Source organism: Kribbella qitaiheensis (assembly GCF_014217565.1).
GTDB classification, from domain to species: domain Bacteria; phylum Actinomycetota; class Actinomycetes; order Propionibacteriales; family Kribbellaceae; genus Kribbella; species Kribbella qitaiheensis_A.
Genome location: NZ_CP043661.1, coordinates 8058528 through 8080558, shown reverse-complemented (window position 1 = coordinate 8080558; position 22031 = coordinate 8058528). Strand labels below are relative to the sequence as shown.

The window sequence follows — 22031 nt, the reverse complement described above, 5'->3', positions numbered from 1 at the left end:
CCGAGCCTAGCTCGTCTGCTCCCGGTTTCTCTCCCGGTGAGCGCGGAGGTTCGCCTGGTTTCCGCAGGTCTTCACGTTGTGCCAGGCACCGCTGTTGTTGCGGGAACGGTCGTAGAGGGAGGTCAGTTCTCGATCTGGCGCATCAGGTCGACGATCTCGCGGGCGCGGCCGAGCATCGCCGGGTCGACCATCCGGCCGTCGGGCAGCACGATCACACCGCCGTCCGCGACCCCCGCCTTCTCCACCGCGGCCAGCAGCGTGGCCGCATCGGCCATCTGGGTCGCCGACGGGGTGAAACTCTCGACGATAGGCACCAGTTGCCGCGGATGGATCGCGGTACGCCCCACGAACCCCAGCGCCCGGCCTTCAAGACAGGTCCGCCGCAGCCCTTCCTCGTCCTTCACGTGCGGATACACCGACAGCATCGGCGCTCCCAACCCCGCCGCACGCGACGCGGACACCAGCCGGCCACGCGCCCACGCGAGCCCCTCCGGACCATCGACACCGAGCGAGCTCGCCAGATCGGCCTCCCCCAGCGCGACCGCGACCACCCGCGGATCCGCCGTCGCGATCTCGAACGCCCGTTCCAGCCCGAGCGGCGACTCGATCAGCGCGGTGATCCTTGCCGTCGGCACCTGATCCAGCACCCGGCGTACGTCGAGAGCGCTCTCCACCTTCGGCAACCGGATCCGGACCGCCGGTACCGCGGACAGCGCCGCCAGGTCATCGTCGATCCACGGCGTCCCCGGCGCATTCACCCGTACTTCGAACGAGCCGCCCGAACGCGCCGCGACCCAGGCCACCGCCCAGCTCCTCGCAGCAGCCTTGTCGTCGACCGGTACGGCGTCCTCCAGGTCGAACACCACCAGATCGGGGCCTGCAGCAACAGCTTTCGCGAACCGATCCGGCCTGTTCGCGGGGACGTAGAGGGCGGTGAGCACCTAGTGTCCCCCGTCCGAGGTTGCTTGAGTGATTGCGGTGGTCAGGTGCGTGCATCGCGGTGCTGGAGAGGCGTCCTCGATGCGGAGCATCGTGGATGCTTCTCCAGTGCCGTGAGGTGCACGCCTGGGCGTCGCAAGCGCCAAGGAACGTCGGGCGGGGGACACTAGACCACGCCGCGTTCCCGGAGTGCCGCTAGTTGTTCCGGGGTGACACCGATCTCGGCCAGCACGTCTTCGGTGTCCGAGCCGTGCGGACGGCCGGCCCACCGGATCGAGCCGGGCGATTCCGAGAGCCGGAAGAGCACGTTCTGCATCTGCACCGGACCACCGAGCTCCGCATCGTCCACCTCGACGATCGTGTTCAGCGCCAGGTACTGCGGGTCGCTCACGATCCCGCGGATGTCGTGCACCGGTGCGACCGCCGCCTCCGCCTTCTCGAACGCGAGCATGACCTCGTCCAGAGAGCGCGCCCCGATCCAGGAACCGACAGCCTCGTCCAACTCATCGGCATGCTCCGCCCGCTCCCGGCCCGTTCCGAACCAGGGCTGCGCGACCAGATCGGCCCGGCCGACCAGCGTCACCACCCGCTCGGCGATGCTCTGCGAGCTGGTCGAGACGGCGACCCAACTACCGTCGCCGGTGCGGTAGACGTTGCGCGGCGCGTTGTTCGACGAGCGATTCCCCAACCGGGGCTGGACATACCCGGTCTGCTGGTACGCCGTGATGCCGCCGCCGAGCATCATCAGGATCGGCTCGATGATGGCCATGTCGATCACCTGGCCGGCGCCCGACCGATCCCGCTCGCGCAGCGCCACCAGTACGGCGTACGCGGTCGCCAGGGCGGTGATCCCGTCGGCGAGCCCGAACGGCGGCAGGGTCGGCGGCCCGTCCGCCTCACCGGTGACAGCGGCGAATCCGCTCATCGCCTCGGCCAAGGAACCAAAGCCTGGGCGGTTCGACCAAGGGCCGACCTGACCGAACGCGGTCACTCGCGCGATCACCAGACGTGGGTTGGCCTCGAGCAGTACGTCGGGCCCGAGTCCCCAACGCTCCAGCGTGCCGGGGCGGAAGTTCTCCACCAGCACGTCGTTCGCGCGGACCAGGTCGAGGAAGACCTCGCGGCCCTGGGACAGATCGAGCGTCGCCAGTCGCTTGTTCCGGCCGAGGGTCTTGAACCAGAGACCGATCCCGTTCTTGCTGGTGCCGTGACCACGAGCGGCATCGGGCCTGGCCGGGTGCTCGATCTTCGTCACGTCCGCACCGAAGTCACCCAGGAAGGTCGCCGCCAGCGGTCCCGCGAACAGCGTCGCCGCCTCCAGCACCTTCACCCCCTGCAGAGGCGCGGGTCTCATCGGGCACATCTGATCATTGATCTCACCCCGCGCACCGGAAGCCGATCGTCTCCGAGCGGTCCAGTCCACCGCCGGTGAGCACCAGCTTGAAGCTCACTTCCGGCTCCTGCGGCCCACCGTCGGCGTACCAGTCGGAGCCCTCGGCAACGAACCAGGAACCACCCTTGAGGATGCAGAACCGGCTGCGTCCGTCGCTGTGCTCGCTCTCGGTCAGGTTCCACACCTGCGGCTCCGCGCGGGTGAACCCGTCCAGCCCGGCAGCGACCTGCCACTCGTCCTCGGTCGGCAGCCGCCCGCCACGCCACTCGGCGTACGCGCGCGCATCCGGCAGATCCACATAGGTGACCGGCTGGTCCTCGGTCCCCGGCACAGGAGCGCCATCAACCCAGTGCGCCAGGAACCGGTTGGCGATGAACGGCCGGTAGCCGGTCGCGCCGAGGAACTCCGCGTACTCCGCGTTCGTCACCTCCCGGATCGCCACAGAGATCCCGGAGAGCGCGATCTCCCGCGTCACCGTCTGCTGGTCGTGCAGGCGTGGCGGCAGCGGCTTCCACTCCTCCACGTACGGCGCCTCGTCGTACAGCCCGGTCTCGCGGCGGCGGTGCCGGACCGTCAGAACGCGCTCCCCCGCCGGCACCTCGACAACCGGTCCGATGTCAGCGCCAGACACCTCGGGAACGGCCACCCGCGCAGCAGGCGCCATCGGGAACGCGGAGTCGTCGACGTGCGGCCGGGACATCGTCCCGAGCCGGCGAGCGGTCGCGCGACAGGTCGATCCGGCCGTCGCGCCGACCCGGACGATGCCGGTGACACCCCGCCCCGGCACGACCAGATGCACACCGTCGTCGTCCGCCGTGATCGGCACGCCTGACGTCACGTCGTACCAGTCGCCGACCTGATCCTCCGAGCGCAGGACGATGCCGTCGAAGTCCTCGTCGTCACGGTTGATCAAGGTCCAGAAGGTGACGTCGGCCAGCTCGAACCGGGAGCCGAACACCCCGTGCTCACGGGCCTTGTCCGGGATCTCCGGCGTCAACGGGATCCAGTCACCGTTGATGAGAATCGGGGAGAACGCTCTCTGCGCCGCGACCATCCGGCGCAGCGTCGCCCGGTCGCGGGCGTTCCAGCCGACCCACGCGGAGAACACGGACTCCCAGACGAGCATGCCGACGCCGTTCACCCAGGCCGACTGCAACTCGTCGCTGTGGTCGCGGTTCCACCGGCGGGTGTGATGCATCATGTGCCGGCGTTCGAACAGATGCGCCCGCAGTACGCCGGGCGCCCGGGTGTCGGCGAACCACTGCGCCCAGGACAGCGCGTGATCGCCGATCCTTGCCATCGGCAACCGCGACTCGCCCTCGAACGCGACCGCCGGCTTCACCTTCTGCAGTGCCCGGGTGAAGGCCGGATCGCCTTCCTTCAACGTGTCCAGGAAGACGCCGTCGGCATCCAGTTCGGCAACCAGGGCAGCGAATTCGTCCGCGTCGGAGCGGGCCATCCGCCGCGTCCCGACATCCCACGGGTTGTAGTCGAGGAACACCTTCAGTCCATGCTGGTGCAACGAGGCCACCAGTTCCCGCAGACCGGGAACGTCACGGTAGAAGTCGAACTGGTTGCGGGAGTCGATCCCGATCACCGGGTAGGCGTGCCACAGCACCACCGCGTCGTACCCGCCGAAGTCTTCGATCCCGCACCGGACGAACTTCTCCGGGGTGAATCTGCCCGACCGCACGTCGTACAGCTGCTCGTCCCACAGCCAGACCAGCGCGACGGAGTACGCCGTCTGGGTCCACTCCCGACCGGGCACCTCGTAGTGCGACCCGTCGTACGGGGTCCGGTCGTAGGCGCCCATCAGCCACTCGGCGAGCTTGCCGCGCCAGCGGGGCAGGTCGGACGGGTCCTCGGGGGCACCGAGGATCTTGCCGTCGTCGAGGAAGGCGAGATCCGCCCGCAGGCCGAGGTCGACCTTGGCCGGGAGGTCGATCGGCCGGGGCACGAGAGGGTTCACAGGTATACCTCCGCGAAACGCGCGTCGATGGCTTCCCCGTGCGGCACCGATGGGATCGCTCCCGCCGTTTTAACGCTCAATGAAGCAGCAACGTTAGCGCGTCGGACCGCATTCGTCAGGTCGCGTCCTGTAATCGGGCCGGTCCCTGACGAAGCAGCTAATGTAGCCGCCAGCACGCCGCAGAAGGTGTCGCCCGCGGCAGTCGTGTCGACCACCTCGACCAGTACGCCGGGCACCCGGATCTCGTCCGCACCTCGGCTGAGGATCACCGCGCCCTCGGCCCCGAGCGTGACCACCGCGGCGGCCACGCGTTCGAGCAACGACCCGCCGACCGCCTCGGCCTCGGTCTCGTTCACCACCAGCAGGTCCACCCGCGCGAGCAGCTCGTCGGACAGCTCCGCCGCCGGCGCCGCGTTCAGGATGAAGTACGAACTCGCCTCGGCCGCTGCCTGGACGGTCCCGAACGGGATCTCCAGTTGGGACAGCACCACCTTGGCCGACCGGATGGCGTCCAGCGCTTCGGCGGAGAGCTTGAGCTCGGCGTTGGCCGACGGCGCGACGACGATCGAGTTCTCCCCGTCGGCCGCGACCGTGATGATCGCCGTACCGGTCGGCGTACCGGTGGTCGACACCAGCGAGAGGTCGACGCCCGACTCGCTGAGGGCCGTGCGCAACAACTCGCCGGACTCGTCCGCTCCGAGCGAGGCGACGAAGGCGGTCGACGCTCCGGCCCGGGCAGCGGCCACCGCCTGGTTCGCGCCCTTGCCGCCAGGACCGCGGGTCAGACCGCTCGCGAGAACGGTCTCGCCCGGTCGTGGGATCCGCTGGACCGGGAGTACCAGGTCCACGTTCGCGCTTCCCACGACTACGACGTCAGCCACGCTGGCCCACAATTGATGCCGCCTCCACAGTTCGTGCCGCCAGCTCGCTGATCGCGATCTGGTTCATTCCGGGCAGGCTGGTGGCCAGCCGGTCGTCCAGGGGACCGGACCACTCTGCCGGAACCCCGAGCACCGCGCCAAGTACCGCACCGGCAGTCGCGCCGGCCGAGTCCGTGTCCCAGCCACCCATCACCGCCCGGCTGATGCCGGTGCCGAAATCGGGGGCCGTCAACGCGTACGCCGTGAGCGCGCTGTTGTTGACCGAATGCACCCAGTGCAGGTGCCCGTACTCCGCGTGCAGCCGGTCCAGCGCGTCGTCCAGTTGATCATCGGCAAGGGCCAACCCGAACCGGACGGCGCGAGCGATCTCACCATCTGGAGCAACCGCCTCCAGCCCGGCCAGTGCGACCTCGCGTGGGTCGTCGAGCACCATCGCGGCCGCCGACATCGCGGCTACCCAGATGGCACCGTCCACGCCGGCACCCGTGTGGCTCAGCCGCGCATCGGTCAACGCGAGTCGCGCCGCGGCCGTCCGATCGCCGGGGTGCACCCACCCGTAGACATCGGTCCGGATCTGCGCACCGATCCACTCCCGGAACGGATTCCTGATCGTTGCCGCGCGCAGTGGGTCGACGCCGTCCAGCAGGTTGCGATACGCCACCCGCTCGGCGGTGAACACGCGCCCGGCCGGCAGATCATTGAGCCAGGCCTGTGCGACATCCTCGGTCGTCAGGTCATCGCCATGCTTCTCGACCAACTGCAGCGCCAGGATCGCGAAGTTGAGATCGTCGTCCTCCGGCATCCCGTCGATCACCTCACGCAGGCTGGTCGGCTTTGACCGCCGGTTCCACGGCCAGCGGGCCTGTACGTCGTCCGGTACCCCGACCGCACTCACGTACCGCGCCAACGGCCACTGACCCGAACTCTGAAGAATCTCCCGGATCCCCTCCCGGGGAATTTTCTCCACCGGCTTCCCCAGCAAGTTCCCAGCAGCCCGCCCCAACCAGGCATTCAGCACGCGCCCATCCGACGCGGCACCAAGTACTGGTAGCTGCGGGATGGCCGGAGCCGCCCACTCGGGTATGTGCGTGTCCAGCTCGGCCAGCAACTCCCGCGCGAGCGCCCGCAGCTCGGCTCCCGCAGGCTTGTCCGAGGCGCCCGAGACCGGGGCGGTCGCCGTACCGCCGGCTCCTTGCCAGCGGGTCTCGACGTCGGTGACGTCAACGCCTTCGGCGCGGGACTGGACGAGCTGGTGCGGCAGCAGATCTTCCGGCTGCACCCAGGTCAGTCTCATCGACTAATTCTCTCCAACGTTTCACTGCGACGCGACCAGCGGCGCGCGTCGGACTCGTACAGTTCTGTCGCGACCGACGCCATCACCCGTCCCGGCAGCTCCAGATCCGTCCGGCTCGCCTCGGCGATCGTCGACGCCCAGTCCCCCGGTACGCCGGCCGCTCCGCCCAAGGCACCCGTGATCGCTCCGGCCATCGACGCGATCGAGTCGGCATCCCGGCCGTAGTTCGTGCCGCCGAGCACAGCCTGCCGCACATCGCCACCCGACACGAGGACGAACCCCAGCGCGACCGGCAACTCCTCGATGGCCTTGGTCCGGCTCGGCCGCCGCGCATCAAGCGATTGATTGCGATAGTCGGGACCAACCGTGTCGTACGGCTCGATCGCCTGACGCAACAGGGGAATCGCCTGCTCCCATTCCGTCACGCCATCGGCCGCCTCGACAACGGCCGCGACCGCGGCCCTGGTGCCGTCCTTGGCCAGCGCGAGCGCCTCGGCGACCGCCGACGCAGCTGTTGCCTCAGGCATCATTGCCGCCGCGACCGCGGCCGCGAACACCCCGGCCGCCTCCCGTCCATAGCTGGACTGATGCGCCCCGGCCAGATCGATCGCTTCGGCGTACGCCCCGGCGGGATCACCGGCGTTGGCGATCCCGACCGGCGCCACATACATCGCCGCACCGCAGTTCACGATGTTGCCGACGCCGGCCTCACGCGGGTCGTTGTGGCCGTAGTGCAACCGGGCCACCAGCCATTTCTCCGCGAGGAAGATCCGCTGCAGCAACAGGGCGTCGGTCTCCAGCTCGGGGATCCAGCGCTTCCCGGTTTGCAGCTTCGGCACCAGCGACTCGGCGATCGCGTACGCGTCCAGGTGCTCGCGGCGTTCGTCGTACACCTCGACCAGCGCGTGCGTCATCAACGTGTCGTCGGTGATGTGCCCGTCGCCCTTGTGGTACGGCGCGATCGGCCGTGCGTTGCGCCAGTCTTCGTACCAGGGACCGACGATGCCGGTCACCCAGCCGCCGTGCCGTTCCCGGATCGCCTCGGGGGTCCAGCCCTCGACGGCGCCACCGATCGCGTCACCGACCGCCGAGCCGACGAGGGCACCTACCGACTTGTCTTCGAGCACTGTGCTGGTCTTTTCAGGCATCAGCCGTTGACCTGTCCCCACCCGTCCGACAGCTTCTTGCCCAGCGTCGTCAGATCGATCTTGTTGGCCAGGAACGACTGCAGGGCCGGGGTGGCGATCTGGTCCTTCCACTTCGGGTAGTTCTCCACGCTCTGGAACGGCGCCTTGGTCAGCTCAGTGCCACTGGCCAGCGTCTGGGTCCAGCCGTTCTTGCCGCCGGTCGTCTTGGCGATCGCGTCGCGGGCCGCCTGTGTGGTCGGGATCAGCCAGTCACCCTGGCCGACCGCGGCGAGGTTGTCGGCCTTCATGAAGTAGTCGATGAACTGCGCCGCCTGCTTCACGTGCTTACCCTCGGCCGGTACCGACAGCGTCTGCGGGTTCGCGGCCTGCTTCTCCGAAGTCCCCTTCAGCGGCGGCAGCACCTCCCACTGGAAGCTCTTCGGGCCCTGCTCGACGATCTGCTGAGCCACGTAGTTGCCGGCAACAATCATTCCGTACTTGCCGCCGAAGAATCCCGGCAGGACGTCGGAAGCGCTCTGCGTCAGCGACGTCGGATCGATCGACTTGTCCGTGTACGCCATCGCGTGGATCCGCTTCGGCACCTCGAGCTCGGGATCGCCGACCTTCGCCTTGGCGTCGCGGCCGGTGCCGTCGAAGAACGCCGCGTCGAAGTTCATCCCGAGGTTCAGCACGGTCGCGGTCGGGCTCTTCAGTCCCCAGCCGAGTCCGTACTTACCGCCGGCCGTGAGCTTCTTGGCATCCGCCTGCAGGTCGTCCCAGCTCAGCGAGTCGCCGGTGGTCGTGATCCCGGCCTGCTTGAGCAGCGCGGTGTTGCCGAACACGACGTACGACTGGAGCAGCGTCGGCGCCGCGAAGGTCTTGCCGTCGCTCGAGACGCTGTCCCAGACACCTTGCGGTACGGCGTCCTTCGTCTCCTGACTCAGGTACGGCGAAAGGTCGGCAAGGTAGCCCTGGTTGGCGAAACCGGTGATGTCGGCCGACTCGTCATGGATGATGTCCGGCGCGGTGCCGCCCTGGAACTGGGTGACCAGCTGGTCGTGTACCGAGTCCCAGCTGCCCTGGACGTACTCGACCTGGATGTTCGGGTTGGCCGCGTTCCAGTCCGCGACGATCTTCTTGCTCGCGGCAACGGTGGTCTTCTGGAAGGCGAGGCTCTGGAACTTCAGCGTCACCTTCTCGGTCGACCCCGAATCACCGGAGCCGGAGCCGTTGTCGTCGTTGCCACCACAGGCAGCAAGCGTCACCAGGGCGCTCGCCGCCAGCAGCGCGGTCAGTACTTTCTTCATCTGCATCTCCTCAGGGGATCTCTAACCCTTGACTGCGCCGCTCAACAGGCCGGAAGTCAACCGGCGCTGAAGGAAGGCAAAGAACACAAGGCTCGGCACGGTGGCCAGGACGGACGCGGCCGCGAGGGGTCCGAACTGGACCTGGCCCTCGGCACCGACGAAGCGGGCGAGCACCAGCGGCAGCGTCTTGAGTTGGGGGTCCTGCAACAGGACCAGGGCGAAGAAGAACTCGTTCCACGCCGAGATGAAGGTGAACATCGCCGTCGCGATCAGCCCCGGCCGCAGCAACGGCATCACGATCGACACGATGGTTCGGACCCGGCTCGCGCCGTCGACGGAGGCGGCTTCCTCGAGCTCACGCGGTACGGCGGCGACGTACCCCTGCAGCATCCACAGGGCGAACGGCATCGACCAGACCGTGTAGACGATCACCACACCGGGGATCGTGTTCGTCAGGTGCAGCGGCCGCAGGATCATGAACAGCGGGATCACGATCAGGATCACCGGGAACACCTGGCTGACCAGGATCCACCCGTTCGTGATCGGCCGCAGCCGGCTGCGGAACCTGGCCAGCGCGTACGCCACCGGCAGCGACACGATCAGCACCAGCACCGTCGACGCGACCGAGATCTGCAGGGAGTTCAGCATCGACCGGACCAGCCCCTGCTCCTCCAGGGCATCGGTGAAGTTGGAGAAGTCCGGATGCTTGGGCAGGAACGACGGGTCGATGCTCGCGAACTCCTGCGGCGACTTGAGCGAACTCGAGATCAGCCAGAGCAGCGGGAACCCGAGGAAGATCAAGTAACAAACGACGGCCACGTACTGCGCGGCCCGGGTCGCCGGCCTGGTCCTCATGCCTCACTCCTCAGCCGGTTGCGGAGATAGAAGGCGAGGAACACGATGATGATCACGACCATCACGTCACCCATCGCGGCGGCCATCCCGAAGTTCCCGTACCGGAACGCCTCGTTGTAGGCGAACAGCATCGGCAGCATCGTCTTGCCACCCGGCCCGCCGGCGGTCAGCACGTAAACCAGGCCGAACGAGTTGAAGTTCCAGATCATGTCGAGGCTGGTGATCGCCACGATCACGGTCCGCAGTTGCGGCAGGGTGATGTTCCAGAACTGGCGCCACGCGCTCGCGCCGTCCACCGCCGCCGCTTCGTACAGGGTTCGGTCGATGCCCTGCAGACCGGCGAGCAAGGTCACCGTGGTCATCGGCATGCCGACCCAGATCCCGACCACGATCACCGCCGGCAGCGCGGTACTGAAGTCGCCGAGGAAGTTGATCGGGTGATCGGTCAGATGCAGGTTCTGCAGGATCTCGTTGACCGGGCCGTTGGTCGGATGCAGCAGCAACCGCCACATGATCGCGACGACCACCGGCGGCATCGCCCACGGGATCAACGCGAGGGTGCGGGCGACGCCGCGGAAGCGAATGTTCGTGTTGAGCAGCAGGGCCAGGCCGAGCGCGGCGACGAACTGCAGGATCGTGACCGACAAGGTCCAGATCAAGCCGATCTTGAACGACGACCAGAACAGGTCGTTGTGCAGCAGCTTGGAGAAGTTGCCGAAGCCGATGAAGTGGGTATCGACGTGCAGGCCGGCGCGGGCGTTGGTGAAACCGAGCGCCAGACCACGCAGCAGCGGGTAGACGCTGAACAACAAGATCGGCAGCAGCGCGGGCAGGAACAGGAAGATGGCCTCCCTGTTCTGCTTCGGCCTGCCGGTTGTCACGGTGCTCAAGGGGTTGACCTCCGCACGCTGAGCGTCGGCTGGACGACGATTCGCCGCGGGGTGCGGGTGTCGTCCTCGATCCTTGCCAGCAGCAACTCCGCGGCCCGCCGCCCTCGTTCGGCGGAACCGAGGTTCACGCTCGTCAGCGGTGGGAACGACTGCTCGGCAAGCTCACTGTCGTCCATCCCGACCACAGCGACATCCTTCGGTACTTCGAGGCCGTCGGCGGCGAGTTCGTGCATCAGCCCGACAGCCAGCAGGTCGTTGGCGGCGATCACCGCATCGGGGCGCCCGGAAGCGCCTCTCGGCAGCCCGGACAACAGCTCGCGAGCCGCCTCGCGACCGGCCGCGAAGGTGAAGTCGATCGCCTCGACCTCGGCCACCGATCGCAACCCGTTCGCCTTCATCGCCTCGGCGAAACCCTTCGCCCGGGCCGCGCCGGGAACAGTGTCGACCGGACCGTTCACGAACGCGATCCGGCGGCGGCCCTTCTGCAGCAGGTGTTCGACCGCGAGCAGCATCCCCTTGGGCGAGTTCGCCCGGATCGTGTCGACGCCCGCGCTCGCCGGAACATTACCGGCGACAACCACCGGTACGTCGCACTCGCGGATCGACTTGATCAGGTCGTCGTCGACGCGCAGCGGGCTGATCACCAGGCCGTCGGCGTACCCACGGGCCATCCCCCGCACCAGCGCGACCTCGTCGACGACATCGGGCCCGGTGGTGGTCACGACCAGCCGGTATCCGGCGGCGGAGACCACTTCCTCGACCGCCCGCATCATCGTCACGTAGACCGGGTTACCGACATCGGCGACGGCCAGCGTGAGCTGGAACGTCCGGCCGACCTTCAGCGACCGGGCTCGCGCATCCGGCACGTAGCCGAGCTGCTCGACGGCCCGCTGAACCCGCTCCACCATCTCCACGGTGGCCGGCAGCCCGTTCAGCACGCGCGACACCGACGCCACCGAAACCCCGGCCGCCCGGGCAACTCCAGCAATCGTCGGACGACTCACGCCGACCTCCTGTAATCGTTCTTGTAATCGTTTACAGAGCACACCATAAAACAGCGCGCCAGACCAGTCAACAAGCTGGTTCGGAGGTGGAGTTCCCGGGACCTCGGACAGCAACTGGGGACCTCGGACAAGTCATTTCCTGTCCGAGGTCCCCAGTTGCTGTCCGAAGTCGCCAGTTCTGGGCGTTACTCTTCCTGGTCGTCGGCGCCTGGGCGCTCGGCCCAGGGGGTCTCCTTGGCGGGGCGGACGACGATGAGCTTGTCACCCGCTGCCAGCACGGAGACGGACGACTCGTAGTACCGGTGGACCTTGCCGTCGCGGACGACGGAGACCACACGGTCCGGCACCGACGCAGGCGCCTTGCCGACCTCGCGGCCGAGCACCGGACGCTCGGCGACCTCCAGGCCCTCGCCGTACGTGAGCAGGTCCTCCATCACCTCGCCGAGGTTCGGGCTGACCGCGGACAGACCGAGCAGCCGGCCGACCGCCTCGGACGAAGTGACCACGGCGTCCGCGCCGCTCTGCCGCAGCAGCGGCACGTTGTCCTCCTCGCGGACGGCAACGACGATGTGCGCCTTCGGGTTGAGCTGCCGGACCGCCAGTGTGACGAGCACGGCCGAGTCGTCGCGATCCGTCGTCACGATCACCTCGCGAGCTGTCACGACCTCGGCCCTGCGCAGTACGGTCCGGTTCGTCGCGTCGCCGTGGAAGGCTGCCATCCGATCGTTGCCCGCGTCCCCGATCGCCGTGGCGCGCGGATCGATCACGACGATCTTCTCCCGCTGCACCCCGTTGCTGAGCAGGGTTTGCACCGCCGAGCGGCCCTTGGTCCCGTAGCCGACGACAACGACGTGGTCCTTCATGCGCTTCCTCCATCGAGTGTCGCGCATGACGCGGCGACCTTCGTTCGCCAAGACTTCCAGGGTCGTACCGACCAGCACCACCAGGAAGGAGATCCGCAGCGGCGTGACGACGAAGGCGTTCACCAGCCGGGCAGTGGGCGTCACCGGAGTGATGTCGCCGTACCCGGTCGTGGTCAGCGTGACAGTCGCGTAGTAGATGCTGTCGATGAAGCCGACCTGACCGTCATAGGTGTCCCTGTAACCGTCACGATCGACCAGAACGATGAGCACCATCAGGATCAACAGCCCCAGCGCGATCATCAACCGACGGAGCAGCTCCACCACCGGCGAGCGAGTGCTCGCGGGCAGGTTGACCAAGAGACCGTGCGGATTGCGACCGGTGGGCAGGGATGGCACGCGTCTGACGATAGGGCACCGGCGCCCGATCCACCGCATGCGACAGGCTCTGGTCGGACAGTGCAACAGTCACCATCAGATGACCGCTATCCTGCACCACTCTCGTCCGCATCCGGAGCCCCTCGACCGTCCGGAGCATCGCGACGTTCTCTGGTTGCACCATGCAGACAGCACGGTCCGCACCGAGCTCTCGAGCCTCCTGGATGACCCGGCGCAGCAGTTGGCTGCCCAGCCCCTGGTTCTGCCATCCGTCCTCGACCAGGACGGCCATCTCCATCGCTGTACTGCCCAGCTCCTCCCACGGAGCGGCAGTGGCCATGCCGACGACCGCTCCACCGACAGAGGCAACCACTGAGATGCCACCGGCCGGTGCGGACAGGTGCCTCGCCGTACGGGTGGTCAGCTTCGGCATGGGCACGTGATAGCGGCGCGCGCGGCTCTCGTACGAACAGCGCTCGTGCATGGCCACTACGGCCTCGGCGTCCGCGACAGTGGCTCGCCGGAGCTCCGGTACGCCGCTACCTGGTCGCGGGCCATCCTGTACGGCGGCCTGGTCGCGCTCGGCCAACCGGCCCGCGATCTCCACCAGGACATCGGCCCGGGCCCATTCGGCCGGGGTGTACTCCTCGAAGCCCTGCAGGTTCTCTAGTTCCTCGTCCACCGACATCGGGTCGTCGAGCAGCCGCAGTACGGCGCGGAGGTACCTGGTCGGGGCATCGTTCAGGACATCGGCCTGGCACGGGCGGACCGTCGTACGGACGCAGCCGGCTTCTGTGACCAAGGCGGTGAGGGTCTCGGCGGTCCAGCCGACGCCGGTGGAGACCACCAGTTCGTCGACGGCGCCGGACTCGGCGGTGAAGACCTCAAGACTGAGGATGTTGATCTCGTCGGCACCACACCGTGCTGCGAGTTCGGCCAGCGCTCCGGGCCGGTCGGCGAGTTCGGTCCTGATCTTCCAGAGCATGATGACGCCCTCCCTCGTGGAACACCCGTCGGACCCGAGACGGGGATCTGTCCACTGTGCGTGGGAGGTGTTGCCTGGTCGGGTCGGGGATGTTACACCCGCGTCAACCCTTGCGGCGGCGTGCGACCTTCGGCAGCCGGTCGGTCAGCTTGGGCCGACTGGCGGCCAGTTCCGCCGCGTTCTCGCGCCGGTCCAGGTCGGCGTGCCGGAGCAGCTCCGGGTACGACGGCTGTGGCACCGGCGGGTAGGTGGTCACGATCGCGTCGCCGCTGAAGACGAAGAACACCGCCTGGCCGTCCTTGATCACTTTCAGCAGGGAACCGTCGCGGACAGTCAGCGCGTGCTCGAACGCCTTCTTCCGGGCAGAGCGCTTCGCCAGCGCCGCCTGGACCGCCTGCTGCGCCGGTTCGCGGCCGTGCTTGACGGCTTCGAACGCCATCGGCCCGTACCGCACGCCGTACTTGACCATGTTCTTCGCCAACCGACTCCGCCCACCTGCCATACAACCGACTGTACTGACTCAATGGGCGGTGGGGACTGACCCACCGGGGCGGTGGGGTGGGAAATGGATCAAACACTGCCGGGTCGGCATGCAGCGTTGGGCGCTGTCGGGCACCATTGGGCGAGTGACGGTACCTACTCCGCGCCGGCCGATCCTGCCGGGTAACAAGCTGTTCGACTCGCTGCCCGGCGCCTCGGACCCGGCGGCGATCGCCGAGGTAGCGCACCGGACCGCGGAACTGCTCGTCCGTGGCGCCCGGTCCACCGAGGACGCGGAGGTGATCGCACGCGTGGTGAAGCTTGCCGACGACTACGGCCTCGACGAGCTGGCCGACCTGTGGTCCGACAGCCCCTCCGACTCGCTACCGGGCACGCTGTGGCGGCTGTACCTGCTGCGCTCCTGGGTGCACTCGCACGCCGAGGAGGTGTCCCGGGAGTACGCCACCGGCCGCGAGTACGCCGAGGTCCACGCAGTGGTCGCTGGTGTCGCCGACCCGCCCGGCCCCACCGAGGTGCGGGAAATGGTCGACGCCGTACTGCGGGGCGTCGCGACCGGCGATTTCGCCACCACCCTGGATCGGGCCGCCGCCTTCGCCCGGATCGTGGCGACCGGCCGAGCCCATCTCGCGGACGACGGCCACGGGCAGGTCCTGTCCGCCTCGAAACTCGTCGAGATGGCTGACCAGCTCCAGACCGCGGCGCGGACCGAACGAGCCGGGCAACTCTGGTAACTCGCTGGTAGTCCGGCGGCGTCTCTTGCATCCTGCGTTTCGGGGTGCTATGGCGCTAAAGCTCAATAGGACAAGGTGTTTGCGGACCGGTTAGGCTGAAGGCATTCAAAGACCGGGTTATACTGATGAAGGTGTCGGGCCGCGGTAGCCCCGGGTCCCAAATATAGCCGCTTCGAGCGGCCTCGCGCCGTGAGGCGCTTCCCGGTCCGACGCCCCAAACTTTCCCCTCCTCAGACGGTTGCTGGCGGCAACCACGGCGAAATGTCGTACCGGGCAGATCCGGTTACTGGCACGATGGCGGCAGGCCTGGCCGGCCGCTTCGTCTGGGAGGTACCTGTGCTGGACGCGCTCGGACTCGACGACTCCGAGGAGCTCGCCTACCGGGCGCTCGTCGAGGTGCCATCGTACGACGCCGCCGGTCTCGCCGAGCGGCTGAGCTGCCATCCGCTCGACGCGGCCAGATCACTGGCCGCGCTCGAGACTCTCGGCCTCGCCGCCCGCTCGAGCAGTGGCACCGACCGGTACGTCGCCTCGCCTCCCTCGGTGGCGCTCGCTGCGCTCGCAGTACAGCGGGAAGAAGCGTTGCGGCGGGCCCAGCGCGAGATCGAGACGCTGACCGAGGTCTATCGCGGGACCGACACCGACCGCTCTGTGAGTGATGTCGTCGACGTCGTGCGCGGCCCCAAGGCCGTCGGGCAGCGCTTCACCCAGCTACAGATGTCCGCTCGCGAGGAGGTCCTCGGCTTCGTCAAGTCGGACATCGCGGTGGTCGCGCCGGAGGAGAACACGGCCGAGGACGCGGCCGTCACCCGAGGCGTCCGGTACCAGGTGCTGATCGAACGCAGCTCCTTCGACCGGCCGGGATACTTCGCGATCGCGTCCGACTCGATCCAGGCGGGTGAAGAGGTCCGGGTGGTGCCCGAGCTGCCGATCCGGCTGCTGATCGTCGACCGGCGGATCGCGCTCGTGGAGTTGCTGTCGGAGTCCGAGCGCAGCATCGGCGCTCTGATCGTGCACCGCAGCGGCATGCTCGATGCCCTGCTCGCCCTGTTCGACCGGCTCTGGCGGGATGGGATCCCGCTGATGCTCGGCGCCGACGGCAAGGTCGAAGGACCCCGATCCGGGGTTCCGGAGCTGGACGCCCGCATTCTCGGCCTCCTGCTGGCCGGCCTCACCGACCAGGCGGTCGCCAATCAGCTCGGCCTCTCGATGCGCACCGTGCAACGCCGGGTCCGGGCCTTGATGGACCGCGTCTCGGCCGACACCCGCCTCCAGCTCGGTTTCCACGCCGCCCGCAACGGCTGGCTCTGACCGCGGCGGTCAGGGGCCGGTCAGGGATAAACCCCCTACCGTCGCGCCCCGAAGGCGAGCACACTCGGGGGCAATTGATCGGCCGGGAGGGCGATGATCGGCATGGAGGGGAACGAGCACGCACAGGATTCTGTGGTGGTTGCCACCGACCTGGAGCGGACGTACGGCGAGGGCGACACGGCTGTGCACGCGCTGCGGGGAGTCAGCGTGCAGATCGAGGCCGGCAAGCTGACGGCGGTGATGGGGCCGTCCGGCTCGGGCAAGTCGACCTTGATGCACATCCTGGCCGGGCTGGACAAGCCCACCCCGGGCTCGGTGCTGATCGCCGGTACCGAGATCACCACGCTCGGCGACGACGCACTGACCAAGCTGCGCCGCGAACACATCGGCTTCATCTTCCAGTTCTTCAACCTGCTGCCGATGCTCACCGCGCGCGAGAACATCGTGCTGCCGCTGACCATCGCCGGCGAGAAGCCCGACCCGGAGTACTTCGACGAGCTGATCGCCCGGGTCGGACTCGCGGACCGGCTCACGCATCGCCCGGCGGAACTGTCCGGGGGCCAGCAGCAACGGGTCGCGATCGCCCGCGCCCTGGTGTCGCGGCCGACGGTGATCTTCGCGGACGAGCCGACCGGCAACCTGGACTCCCGCACCAGCAACGAGATCCTGCAACTGATGCGTGGCTCGGTCGACTCCTACGGCCAGACGACGGTGATGGTGACTCACGACGCCCGGGCGGCCGCGATGGCCGACCGCGTCCTGTTCCTGGCCGACGGGGAGATCGTCAAGGAGACCGGCCGGACCACCCAGGGCGAGATCCTGCAGATCATCGACTCGCTGGACCTGCAATGATCCGGTTCGCGTTGCGCGGGCTGCTCGGCCGGAAGCTGCGGACCGCGCTGACCGCGATCGGGGTCGTGCTCGGCGTCGCGCTGGTGTCTGGCACCTTCGTGCTGACCGATTCGATCTCGAGCGCCTTCGACTCGATCTTCTCCGAGAACTACAAGAACACCGACGCCGCGATCACCGGCAAGACCGCTTTCGACCTGTCGGACGACGGCGCCGGTAGGACACCACCGTTCGATCAGGGTCTGCTCGCCAAGGTGGCGGCGCTGCCTGAGGTCGGCGCGGCCGACGGCGCGGTCGCCGGTGAGGCACAACTGATCGGCCACGACGGCAAGGCTGTCGTCTTCGGAGGCGCCCCGAATCTCGGGTTCAGCATCAACACGGAACGGCCCGAGTTCAACACCCTGGCCCTGGTGAAAGGCGACTGGCCGACTTCCGGCCAGGTGGTGATCGACACCAAGACCGCCCAGGCGAAAGGCTTCGCGACCGGCGACACCATCGGCGTACAGGCTCGTGGTGCCGTTCAGCGGATGAAGATCTCCGGGCTGGTCGAGTTCGGGTCGGTGTCGTCGATCGGCGGCGCCACGCTCGCCGGTTTCGACCTTCCGACCGCGCAGCAACTCTTCGACAAGGCCGGCAAGCTCGACCAGATCCTGCTGTCGGCCAAGGACGGGACCTCCGGCAAGCAACTCGTCGACGCGGTCCAGAAGGTTCTGCCGACCGGCACCCAGATCCGCAGCGCCGACGACCAGGCCGCCGAGGACGCCAAGGGCACGTCGAGCTTCCTGACCTTCTTCCGGACCTTCCTGCTCGTATTCGGCGGGATCGCGCTGTTCGTCGGCTCCTTCGTGATCGCGAACTCGTTGTCCATCACGATCGCCCAGCGGACCCGCGAGTTCGCGACGCTGCGGACGCTCGGTGCCTCGCGTCGCCAGGTCCTGTACTCCGTAGTGCTCGAAGCGCTGCTGACCGGTCTGGTGTCCGCGATCGCCGGTCTCTTCCTCGGTCTGGGGATCGCCACCGGCCTGTTCAAGATCTTCGACGCCGCGGGCCTGACACTGCCCAACAACGGGCTCGTGTTTCGCACCCGGACCATCGTCGTCGCGTTGATTGTCGGCGTACTGGTCACCTTGCTCGCCAGCCTGCGACCTGCGTGGCGTGCGACCCGGGTGCCGCCGATCGCGGCCGTCCGGGAAGGCGCCAAACTGCCGCCGGGCAAGTACAACCGCTTCCGCCCGCTGGGTGCCGCGCTGCTCGCTGCGCTCGGCGTCGCGCTCGTGGTGGTCGGGCTGTTCGTCAACGGGCTCGCCACTGGCACGCTGCTCGGCCTACTGGCGTTCGGCGTACTGCTGATCTTCATCGGCATCGCCCTGTTCTCGGCCAGGTTGGTGCGGCCGCTCGCTGCCGCCTCGGACCCGATCGCACGGTGGTCGGTACTGGTCCTGACGATCCTGGTCTGGCCCCTGTTCTCTCTGCCGTACTGGCTTGTCCGCCGCGGGTTCTGGGGACCCGGATCAGGCTTGTCACGGGCTGGTGGGTTGGTGCTCGGCGCAGTACTGAATCCAATTCTGCTGGTGATCGTGGGCCTGATGGCCGTACGCCGGGCGATCAGCTCCTGGCGCCCGGAGTGGCCCGCGGAGTTCCCCGGCGTACTGAGTGATCGGCCCGCTGTCGGTATCGGCGGCCAGAACAGCCGGCGCGATCCGCACCGGACCGCTTCGACCGCGGCGGCCCTGATGATCGGGCTGGCCCTGGTCACGCTGGTCGCCACTCTCGGCGCGGGCATCATCCGGCCGTTCGAGGATGCCGTCGACAAGATCTTCAGCGCGGACTACGCGATCACCGCACAGAACAACTTCAGCCCGTTGCCACCGACCGTGGCCGCGGCGGTGGAGAGCGTCCCTGGGGTGGACGCGCTCTCGAGCGTGCGCGGCGGACAGGGCCAGGCGTTCGGCGAGACGATCCCGATCACCGGCGTCGACGATCAGGCGCCGGAGGTGGTCACCTTCGACTGGAAGTCCGGTTCGCAGGCGACCCTCGGCGAACTGGGTGCCGACGGCGCGGTCGTCGATGCCGACTTCGCCAAGAAGCACGGCCTGACGACCGGCTCGGAGCTGTCGCTGGAGACCGTGGCCGGCAAGACCCTGCCGCTACGCGTGCGGGGGATCTTCCAGCCGCCGGCCGGCGGATCACCGTTCGGCAACGTGACGATCTCGACCGAGGCCTTCGACGCCACCAACCCGCAGCCACTCAACCTGTACACCTTCGTCAGCCTCCAAGGTGGAGTCACCACCGCGAACACGGCGGTCCTCACGCAGGCCTTGAGTACGTTCCCGAATGCGAAGGCGCTGACCCGCGAGCAGTTCAAGAAGGTCCAGTCCGACGGCATCAAGAGCCTCCTCAACGTCCTCTACGTGCTGCTCGCGCTGTCGGTGCTGGTAAGCCTGTTCGGCATCGTCAACACCCTCGTACTGACGGTGTTCGAGCGGACTCGCGAGCTCGGCATGCTGCGGGCGATCGGGCTGACCCGGCGCCAGGTGAAGCGGATGATCCGGCACGAGAGCGTGATCACCGCGCTGATCGGTGCCGTGATCGGGATCCTGCTCGGGCTCGGACTGGCTCTGCTGCTCGCGGCCCGGCTGGACGAGATCAGCTTCGCCGTACCGACCGGCCAACTGGCGCTGTTCGCCGTCGTCTCAGTCATGGTCGGCATCTTCGCCGCGATCTGGCCGGCCCGTCGAGCCGCCCGCCTCGATCCCCTGGAGGCTTTGCAGTACGAGTGAGCTGTTGCGGCGTCAGGCGCTCACCATTCAGCCTCTTGTCGGTAACCTTCTAGAAGGCCGGGTGTCCCGTAAACCGTTCACGCTCGGCCTCTGACAGTCCGCCCCGACTCGACGAAGGGAACCCACCTCATGCGCCGCCTACCCCGCGCGCTCCTTCCGCTGGCCCTCACGGCCGGCCTGCTGAACCAGGGGCTAGCCACCCTCCCGGCCTCGGCTTCGGCCTCGGCTTCGGCCTCGATCTCGGCTTTGGGCAACCACCGTGACTTCGACATCCAAGGGCACCGCGGCGGTCTCGGCCTGACGGTCGAATCCACGATCGCGTCCTTCTCCCGCGGCCTCGAACTCGGCGTGACCACGCTCGAACTGGACGTCCAGATCACTCAGGACGGCCAGGCAGTGGTCACCCACGACCGCCAGGTCACCGGCAGCAAGTGCAAGGACACCGGGCCTTACACGCCGAACGACCCCGAATACCCGTACGTCGGCAAGTTCATCAACACGCTGACGCTGGCCCAGGTGAAGCAGCTCGACTGTGGCTCACTCCCCCAGGCCGGCTTCCCCGGCCAGACGCCCGACCCCGGCGCCCGGATGCCGGAACTGCGCGAGGTGTTCGACCTCGTCCACCGGTTCCACGCCAACGGGGTGAAGCTCAACGTCGAGACCAAGGTCGAGGCGGGTGCGCCCAGCCAGACCGCTCCGCGCGAGCAGTTCGTCCAGGTGGTCGCCCAGGAGATCCGCAAGGCACACATCGCCCGCCAGGTGACGATCCAGAGCTTCGACTGGGGCTCGCTGATGCGGATGCGCCAGGTCGCCCCGGAGCTGCCACTGGTCGCGCTGACGAACTACGACTTCCTGGAGACCGGCAAGCCCGGCAAGTCGCCGTGGCTCGGCGGGATCGACATCGACGACTTCGGCGGCGACCTGGTGAAGGCGACCAAGTCCTTCGGCGCCGCCGCGATCTCCCCGGTGCACGGGTTCCCGCAAAACGGCAAGGTCACCGACCCGTCATACCAGCCGTATGTCACCGCCGACATGGTGCGCTCGGCCCACCAGGCCGGGATGAAGGTCGTGCCGTGGACCGTGGACGACCCCGCGACGATGCAGTGGCTGATCGGACTCGGTGTCGACGGCGTCATCTCCGACTACCCGGATCGGGTCCGTACTGTCGCCGCAGAGGCCGGCTTCCGGCTGCCCCGCGCGTACGACGCTCCTCCGGTCCGGTCGCTGCCCACTGCTCACGCGCACAACGACTACGACCACCGCCGGCCGTTGCTGGACGCACTCGACCGCGGCTTCAACAGTGTCGAGGCGGACGTCTGGCTGATCGACGGTGAGCTCCGCGTCGCACACGACCTGGCTGACGCCGTACCGGGCCGGAACCTGGAGAACCTGTACCTCGAACCGCTCACCCAGCGGGTCCGGATGAACGGCGGTCAGGTCTACCGCCATGGTCGCGACTTCCAGTTGCTCATCGACATCAAGAGCGACGGGCCGACGACGTACGCGGCGATCGACAAGGCACTGCAAAAGTACCGCGGCATCAGCACCGTGTACGCGGGTGGCAAGGTGCGTCGCGGCGCAGTGACATCGGTGATCAGCGGCAACCGGCCGCTGGACATCCTGCAGGCACAGAAGATCCGGTACGCCGGTTACGACGGCCGGCTGTCCGACCTGAACTCCAAGTTGCCCGCATCGGTCATGCCGTTGGTGAGCGACAACTGGTCCAAGAACTTCACCTGGCGAGGCATCGGCGAGTTCCCGGCGGCCGAGCGGACCAAGCTGCGTGACATCGTCACGACCGCCCACCGCGCCGGCTACAAGGTCCGCTTCTGGGAGACCCCGGACGTCCGCGGCGCGGCCCGGGACGCCCTCTGGTCAGAGCTCACCGCGGCCGGCGTCGACAACCTCAACACCGACGACCTCCACGGCCTGGAGGACTTCCTCCGCGGCTAGCGCAACGGAACTTCCGATCCGGGG

Annotated in this window: 19 protein-coding genes; 5 read left to right on the top strand and 14 right to left on the bottom strand. The window is 68.0% G+C overall.

Annotation, left to right across the window (positions count from 1 at the left end; translation table 11 throughout):
* Positions 1 to 6 precede the first annotated feature (6 nt).
* From F1D05_RS43370 to F1D05_RS38050, 14 genes are all read right to left on the bottom strand, one after another.
* Positions 7 to 126, bottom strand: a complete 120-nt coding sequence (locus F1D05_RS43370; RefSeq protein ID WP_206686451.1) for a CGNR zinc finger domain-containing protein — start codon at positions 124 to 126, stop codon at positions 7 to 9.
* Positions 123 to 941 (bottom strand): HpcH/HpaI aldolase/citrate lyase family protein, encoded by an 819-nt coding sequence (locus F1D05_RS38110; protein WP_185445052.1) that lies wholly within the window; start codon positions 939 to 941, stop codon positions 123 to 125. Before F1D05_RS38110 ends, F1D05_RS43370 begins: the two co-directional genes overlap by 4 nt.
* Before the next feature lie 164 nt (positions 942 to 1105).
* Complete coding sequence (locus F1D05_RS38105; protein WP_185445051.1) at positions 1106 to 2293, bottom strand: CaiB/BaiF CoA transferase family protein; 1188 nt, start codon at positions 2291 to 2293, stop codon at positions 1106 to 1108.
* Between the two features lie 22 nt (positions 2294 to 2315).
* Entirely contained in the window at positions 2316 to 4301 is a 1986-nt protein-coding gene (locus F1D05_RS38100; RefSeq protein WP_185445050.1) for an SUMF1/EgtB/PvdO family nonheme iron enzyme, read from the bottom strand.
* On the bottom strand, positions 4298 to 5182 hold the full coding sequence (locus F1D05_RS38095) for a ribokinase (RefSeq protein WP_185445049.1): 885 nt from the start codon (positions 5180 to 5182) through the stop codon (positions 4298 to 4300). Before F1D05_RS38095 ends, F1D05_RS38100 begins: the two co-directional genes overlap by 4 nt.
* Complete coding sequence (locus F1D05_RS38090; RefSeq protein WP_185445048.1) at positions 5175 to 6476, bottom strand: ADP-ribosylglycohydrolase family protein; 1302 nt, start codon at positions 6474 to 6476, stop codon at positions 5175 to 5177. Before F1D05_RS38090 ends, F1D05_RS38095 begins: the two co-directional genes overlap by 8 nt.
* A complete protein-coding gene (locus tag F1D05_RS38085; RefSeq protein ID WP_185445047.1) occupies positions 6473 to 7624 on the bottom strand; it encodes an ADP-ribosylglycohydrolase family protein in 1152 nt (383 codons plus the stop codon). Before F1D05_RS38085 ends, F1D05_RS38090 begins: the two co-directional genes overlap by 4 nt.
* A complete protein-coding gene (locus F1D05_RS38080; RefSeq protein WP_185445046.1) occupies positions 7624 to 8910 on the bottom strand; it encodes an extracellular solute-binding protein in 1287 nt (428 codons plus the stop codon). Before F1D05_RS38080 ends, F1D05_RS38085 begins: the two co-directional genes overlap by 1 nt.
* 21 nt (positions 8911 to 8931) lie before the next feature.
* Complete coding sequence (locus tag F1D05_RS38075; RefSeq protein ID WP_185445045.1) at positions 8932 to 9765, bottom strand: carbohydrate ABC transporter permease; 834 nt, start codon at positions 9763 to 9765, stop codon at positions 8932 to 8934.
* The gene (locus F1D05_RS38070) at positions 9762 to 10646 is read right to left on the bottom strand and encodes a carbohydrate ABC transporter permease (RefSeq protein WP_246486953.1); all 885 of its coding nucleotides are present in this window, start codon (positions 10644 to 10646) and stop codon (positions 9762 to 9764) included. The genes F1D05_RS38075 and F1D05_RS38070 overlap by 4 nt, the downstream gene beginning before the upstream one ends.
* 5 nt (positions 10647 to 10651) lie before the next feature.
* Positions 10652 to 11659 carry a LacI family DNA-binding transcriptional regulator gene (locus F1D05_RS38065; RefSeq protein WP_185445043.1) on the bottom strand — a complete coding sequence of 336 codons (1008 nt, stop codon included), beginning with the start codon at positions 11657 to 11659 and terminating at the stop codon, positions 10652 to 10654.
* 185 nt (positions 11660 to 11844) lie between these two features.
* On the bottom strand, positions 11845 to 12822 hold the full coding sequence (locus tag F1D05_RS38060) for a potassium channel family protein (protein WP_246486314.1): 978 nt from the start codon (positions 12820 to 12822) through the stop codon (positions 11845 to 11847).
* Complete coding sequence (locus tag F1D05_RS38055) at positions 12767 to 13882, bottom strand: GNAT family N-acetyltransferase (RefSeq protein ID WP_246486313.1); 1116 nt, start codon at positions 13880 to 13882, stop codon at positions 12767 to 12769. The genes F1D05_RS38060 and F1D05_RS38055 overlap by 56 nt, the downstream gene beginning before the upstream one ends.
* A gap of 103 nt (positions 13883 to 13985) precedes the next feature.
* Positions 13986 to 14384: a hypothetical protein gene (locus tag F1D05_RS38050; RefSeq protein ID WP_246486312.1), complete on the bottom strand. Its 399-nt coding sequence runs from the start codon at positions 14382 to 14384 to the stop codon at positions 13986 to 13988.
* A gap of 124 nt (positions 14385 to 14508) precedes the next feature.
* Here F1D05_RS38050 and F1D05_RS38045 point away from each other — a divergent pair, with 124 nt between their 5' ends.
* From F1D05_RS38045 to F1D05_RS38025, 5 genes are all read left to right on the top strand, one after another.
* Complete coding sequence (locus F1D05_RS38045; RefSeq protein WP_185445041.1) at positions 14509 to 15114, top strand: hypothetical protein; 606 nt, start codon at positions 14509 to 14511, stop codon at positions 15112 to 15114.
* A 261-nt stretch (positions 15115 to 15375) separates the two neighbouring features.
* Positions 15376 to 16425, top strand: coding sequence for a helix-turn-helix transcriptional regulator (locus F1D05_RS38040; protein WP_206685993.1), 1050 nt, complete (start codon positions 15376 to 15378; stop codon positions 16423 to 16425).
* A gap of 93 nt (positions 16426 to 16518) precedes the next feature.
* On the top strand, positions 16519 to 17277 hold the full coding sequence (locus tag F1D05_RS38035) for an ABC transporter ATP-binding protein (protein ID WP_428994988.1): 759 nt from the start codon (positions 16519 to 16521) through the stop codon (positions 17275 to 17277).
* Positions 17274 to 20054 carry an ABC transporter permease gene (locus F1D05_RS38030; protein ID WP_185445040.1) on the top strand — a complete coding sequence of 927 codons (2781 nt, stop codon included), beginning with the start codon at positions 17274 to 17276 and terminating at the stop codon, positions 20052 to 20054. The genes F1D05_RS38035 and F1D05_RS38030 overlap by 4 nt, the downstream gene beginning before the upstream one ends.
* Positions 20055 to 20183: 129 nt before the next feature.
* Positions 20184 to 22007 carry a glycerophosphodiester phosphodiesterase family protein gene (locus tag F1D05_RS38025; RefSeq protein WP_185445039.1) on the top strand — a complete coding sequence of 608 codons (1824 nt, stop codon included), beginning with the start codon at positions 20184 to 20186 and terminating at the stop codon, positions 22005 to 22007.
* Positions 22008 to 22031: the final 24 nt, after the last annotated feature.

Bases quoted from the DNA above. Each gene is read 5' to 3' on its own strand.
- F1D05_RS38075 (WP_185445045.1), bottom strand. From the start codon at position 9,765: ATGAGGACCAGGCCGGCGACCCGGGCCGCGCAGTACGTGGCCGTCGTT.
- F1D05_RS38090 (WP_185445048.1), bottom strand. From the start codon at position 6,476: ATGAGACTGACCTGGGTGCAGCCGGAAGATCTGCTGCCGCACCAGCTC.
- F1D05_RS38060 (WP_246486314.1), bottom strand. From the start codon at position 12,822: ATGATCGCGCTGGGGCTGTTGATCCTGATGGTGCTCATCGTTCTGGTC.
- F1D05_RS38030 (WP_185445040.1), top strand. From the start codon at position 17,274: ATGATCCGGTTCGCGTTGCGCGGGCTGCTCGGCCGGAAGCTGCGGACC.
- F1D05_RS38035 (WP_428994988.1), top strand. From the start codon at position 16,519: ATGATCGGCATGGAGGGGAACGAGCACGCACAGGATTCTGTGGTGGTT.
- F1D05_RS38055 (WP_246486313.1), bottom strand. From the start codon at position 13,882: ATGCTCTGGAAGATCAGGACCGAACTCGCCGACCGGCCCGGAGCGCTG.
- F1D05_RS38025 (WP_185445039.1), top strand. From the start codon at position 20,184: ATGCGCCGCCTACCCCGCGCGCTCCTTCCGCTGGCCCTCACGGCCGGC.
- F1D05_RS38080 (WP_185445046.1), bottom strand. From the start codon at position 8,910: ATGAAGAAAGTACTGACCGCGCTGCTGGCGGCGAGCGCCCTGGTGACG.
- F1D05_RS38105 (WP_185445051.1), bottom strand. From the start codon at position 2,293: ATGAGACCCGCGCCTCTGCAGGGGGTGAAGGTGCTGGAGGCGGCGACG.
- F1D05_RS38050 (WP_246486312.1), bottom strand. From the start codon at position 14,384: ATGGCAGGTGGGCGGAGTCGGTTGGCGAAGAACATGGTCAAGTACGGC.
- F1D05_RS38085 (WP_185445047.1), bottom strand. From the start codon at position 7,624: ATGCCTGAAAAGACCAGCACAGTGCTCGAAGACAAGTCGGTAGGTGCC.
- F1D05_RS38040 (WP_206685993.1), top strand. From the start codon at position 15,376: ATGTCGTACCGGGCAGATCCGGTTACTGGCACGATGGCGGCAGGCCTG.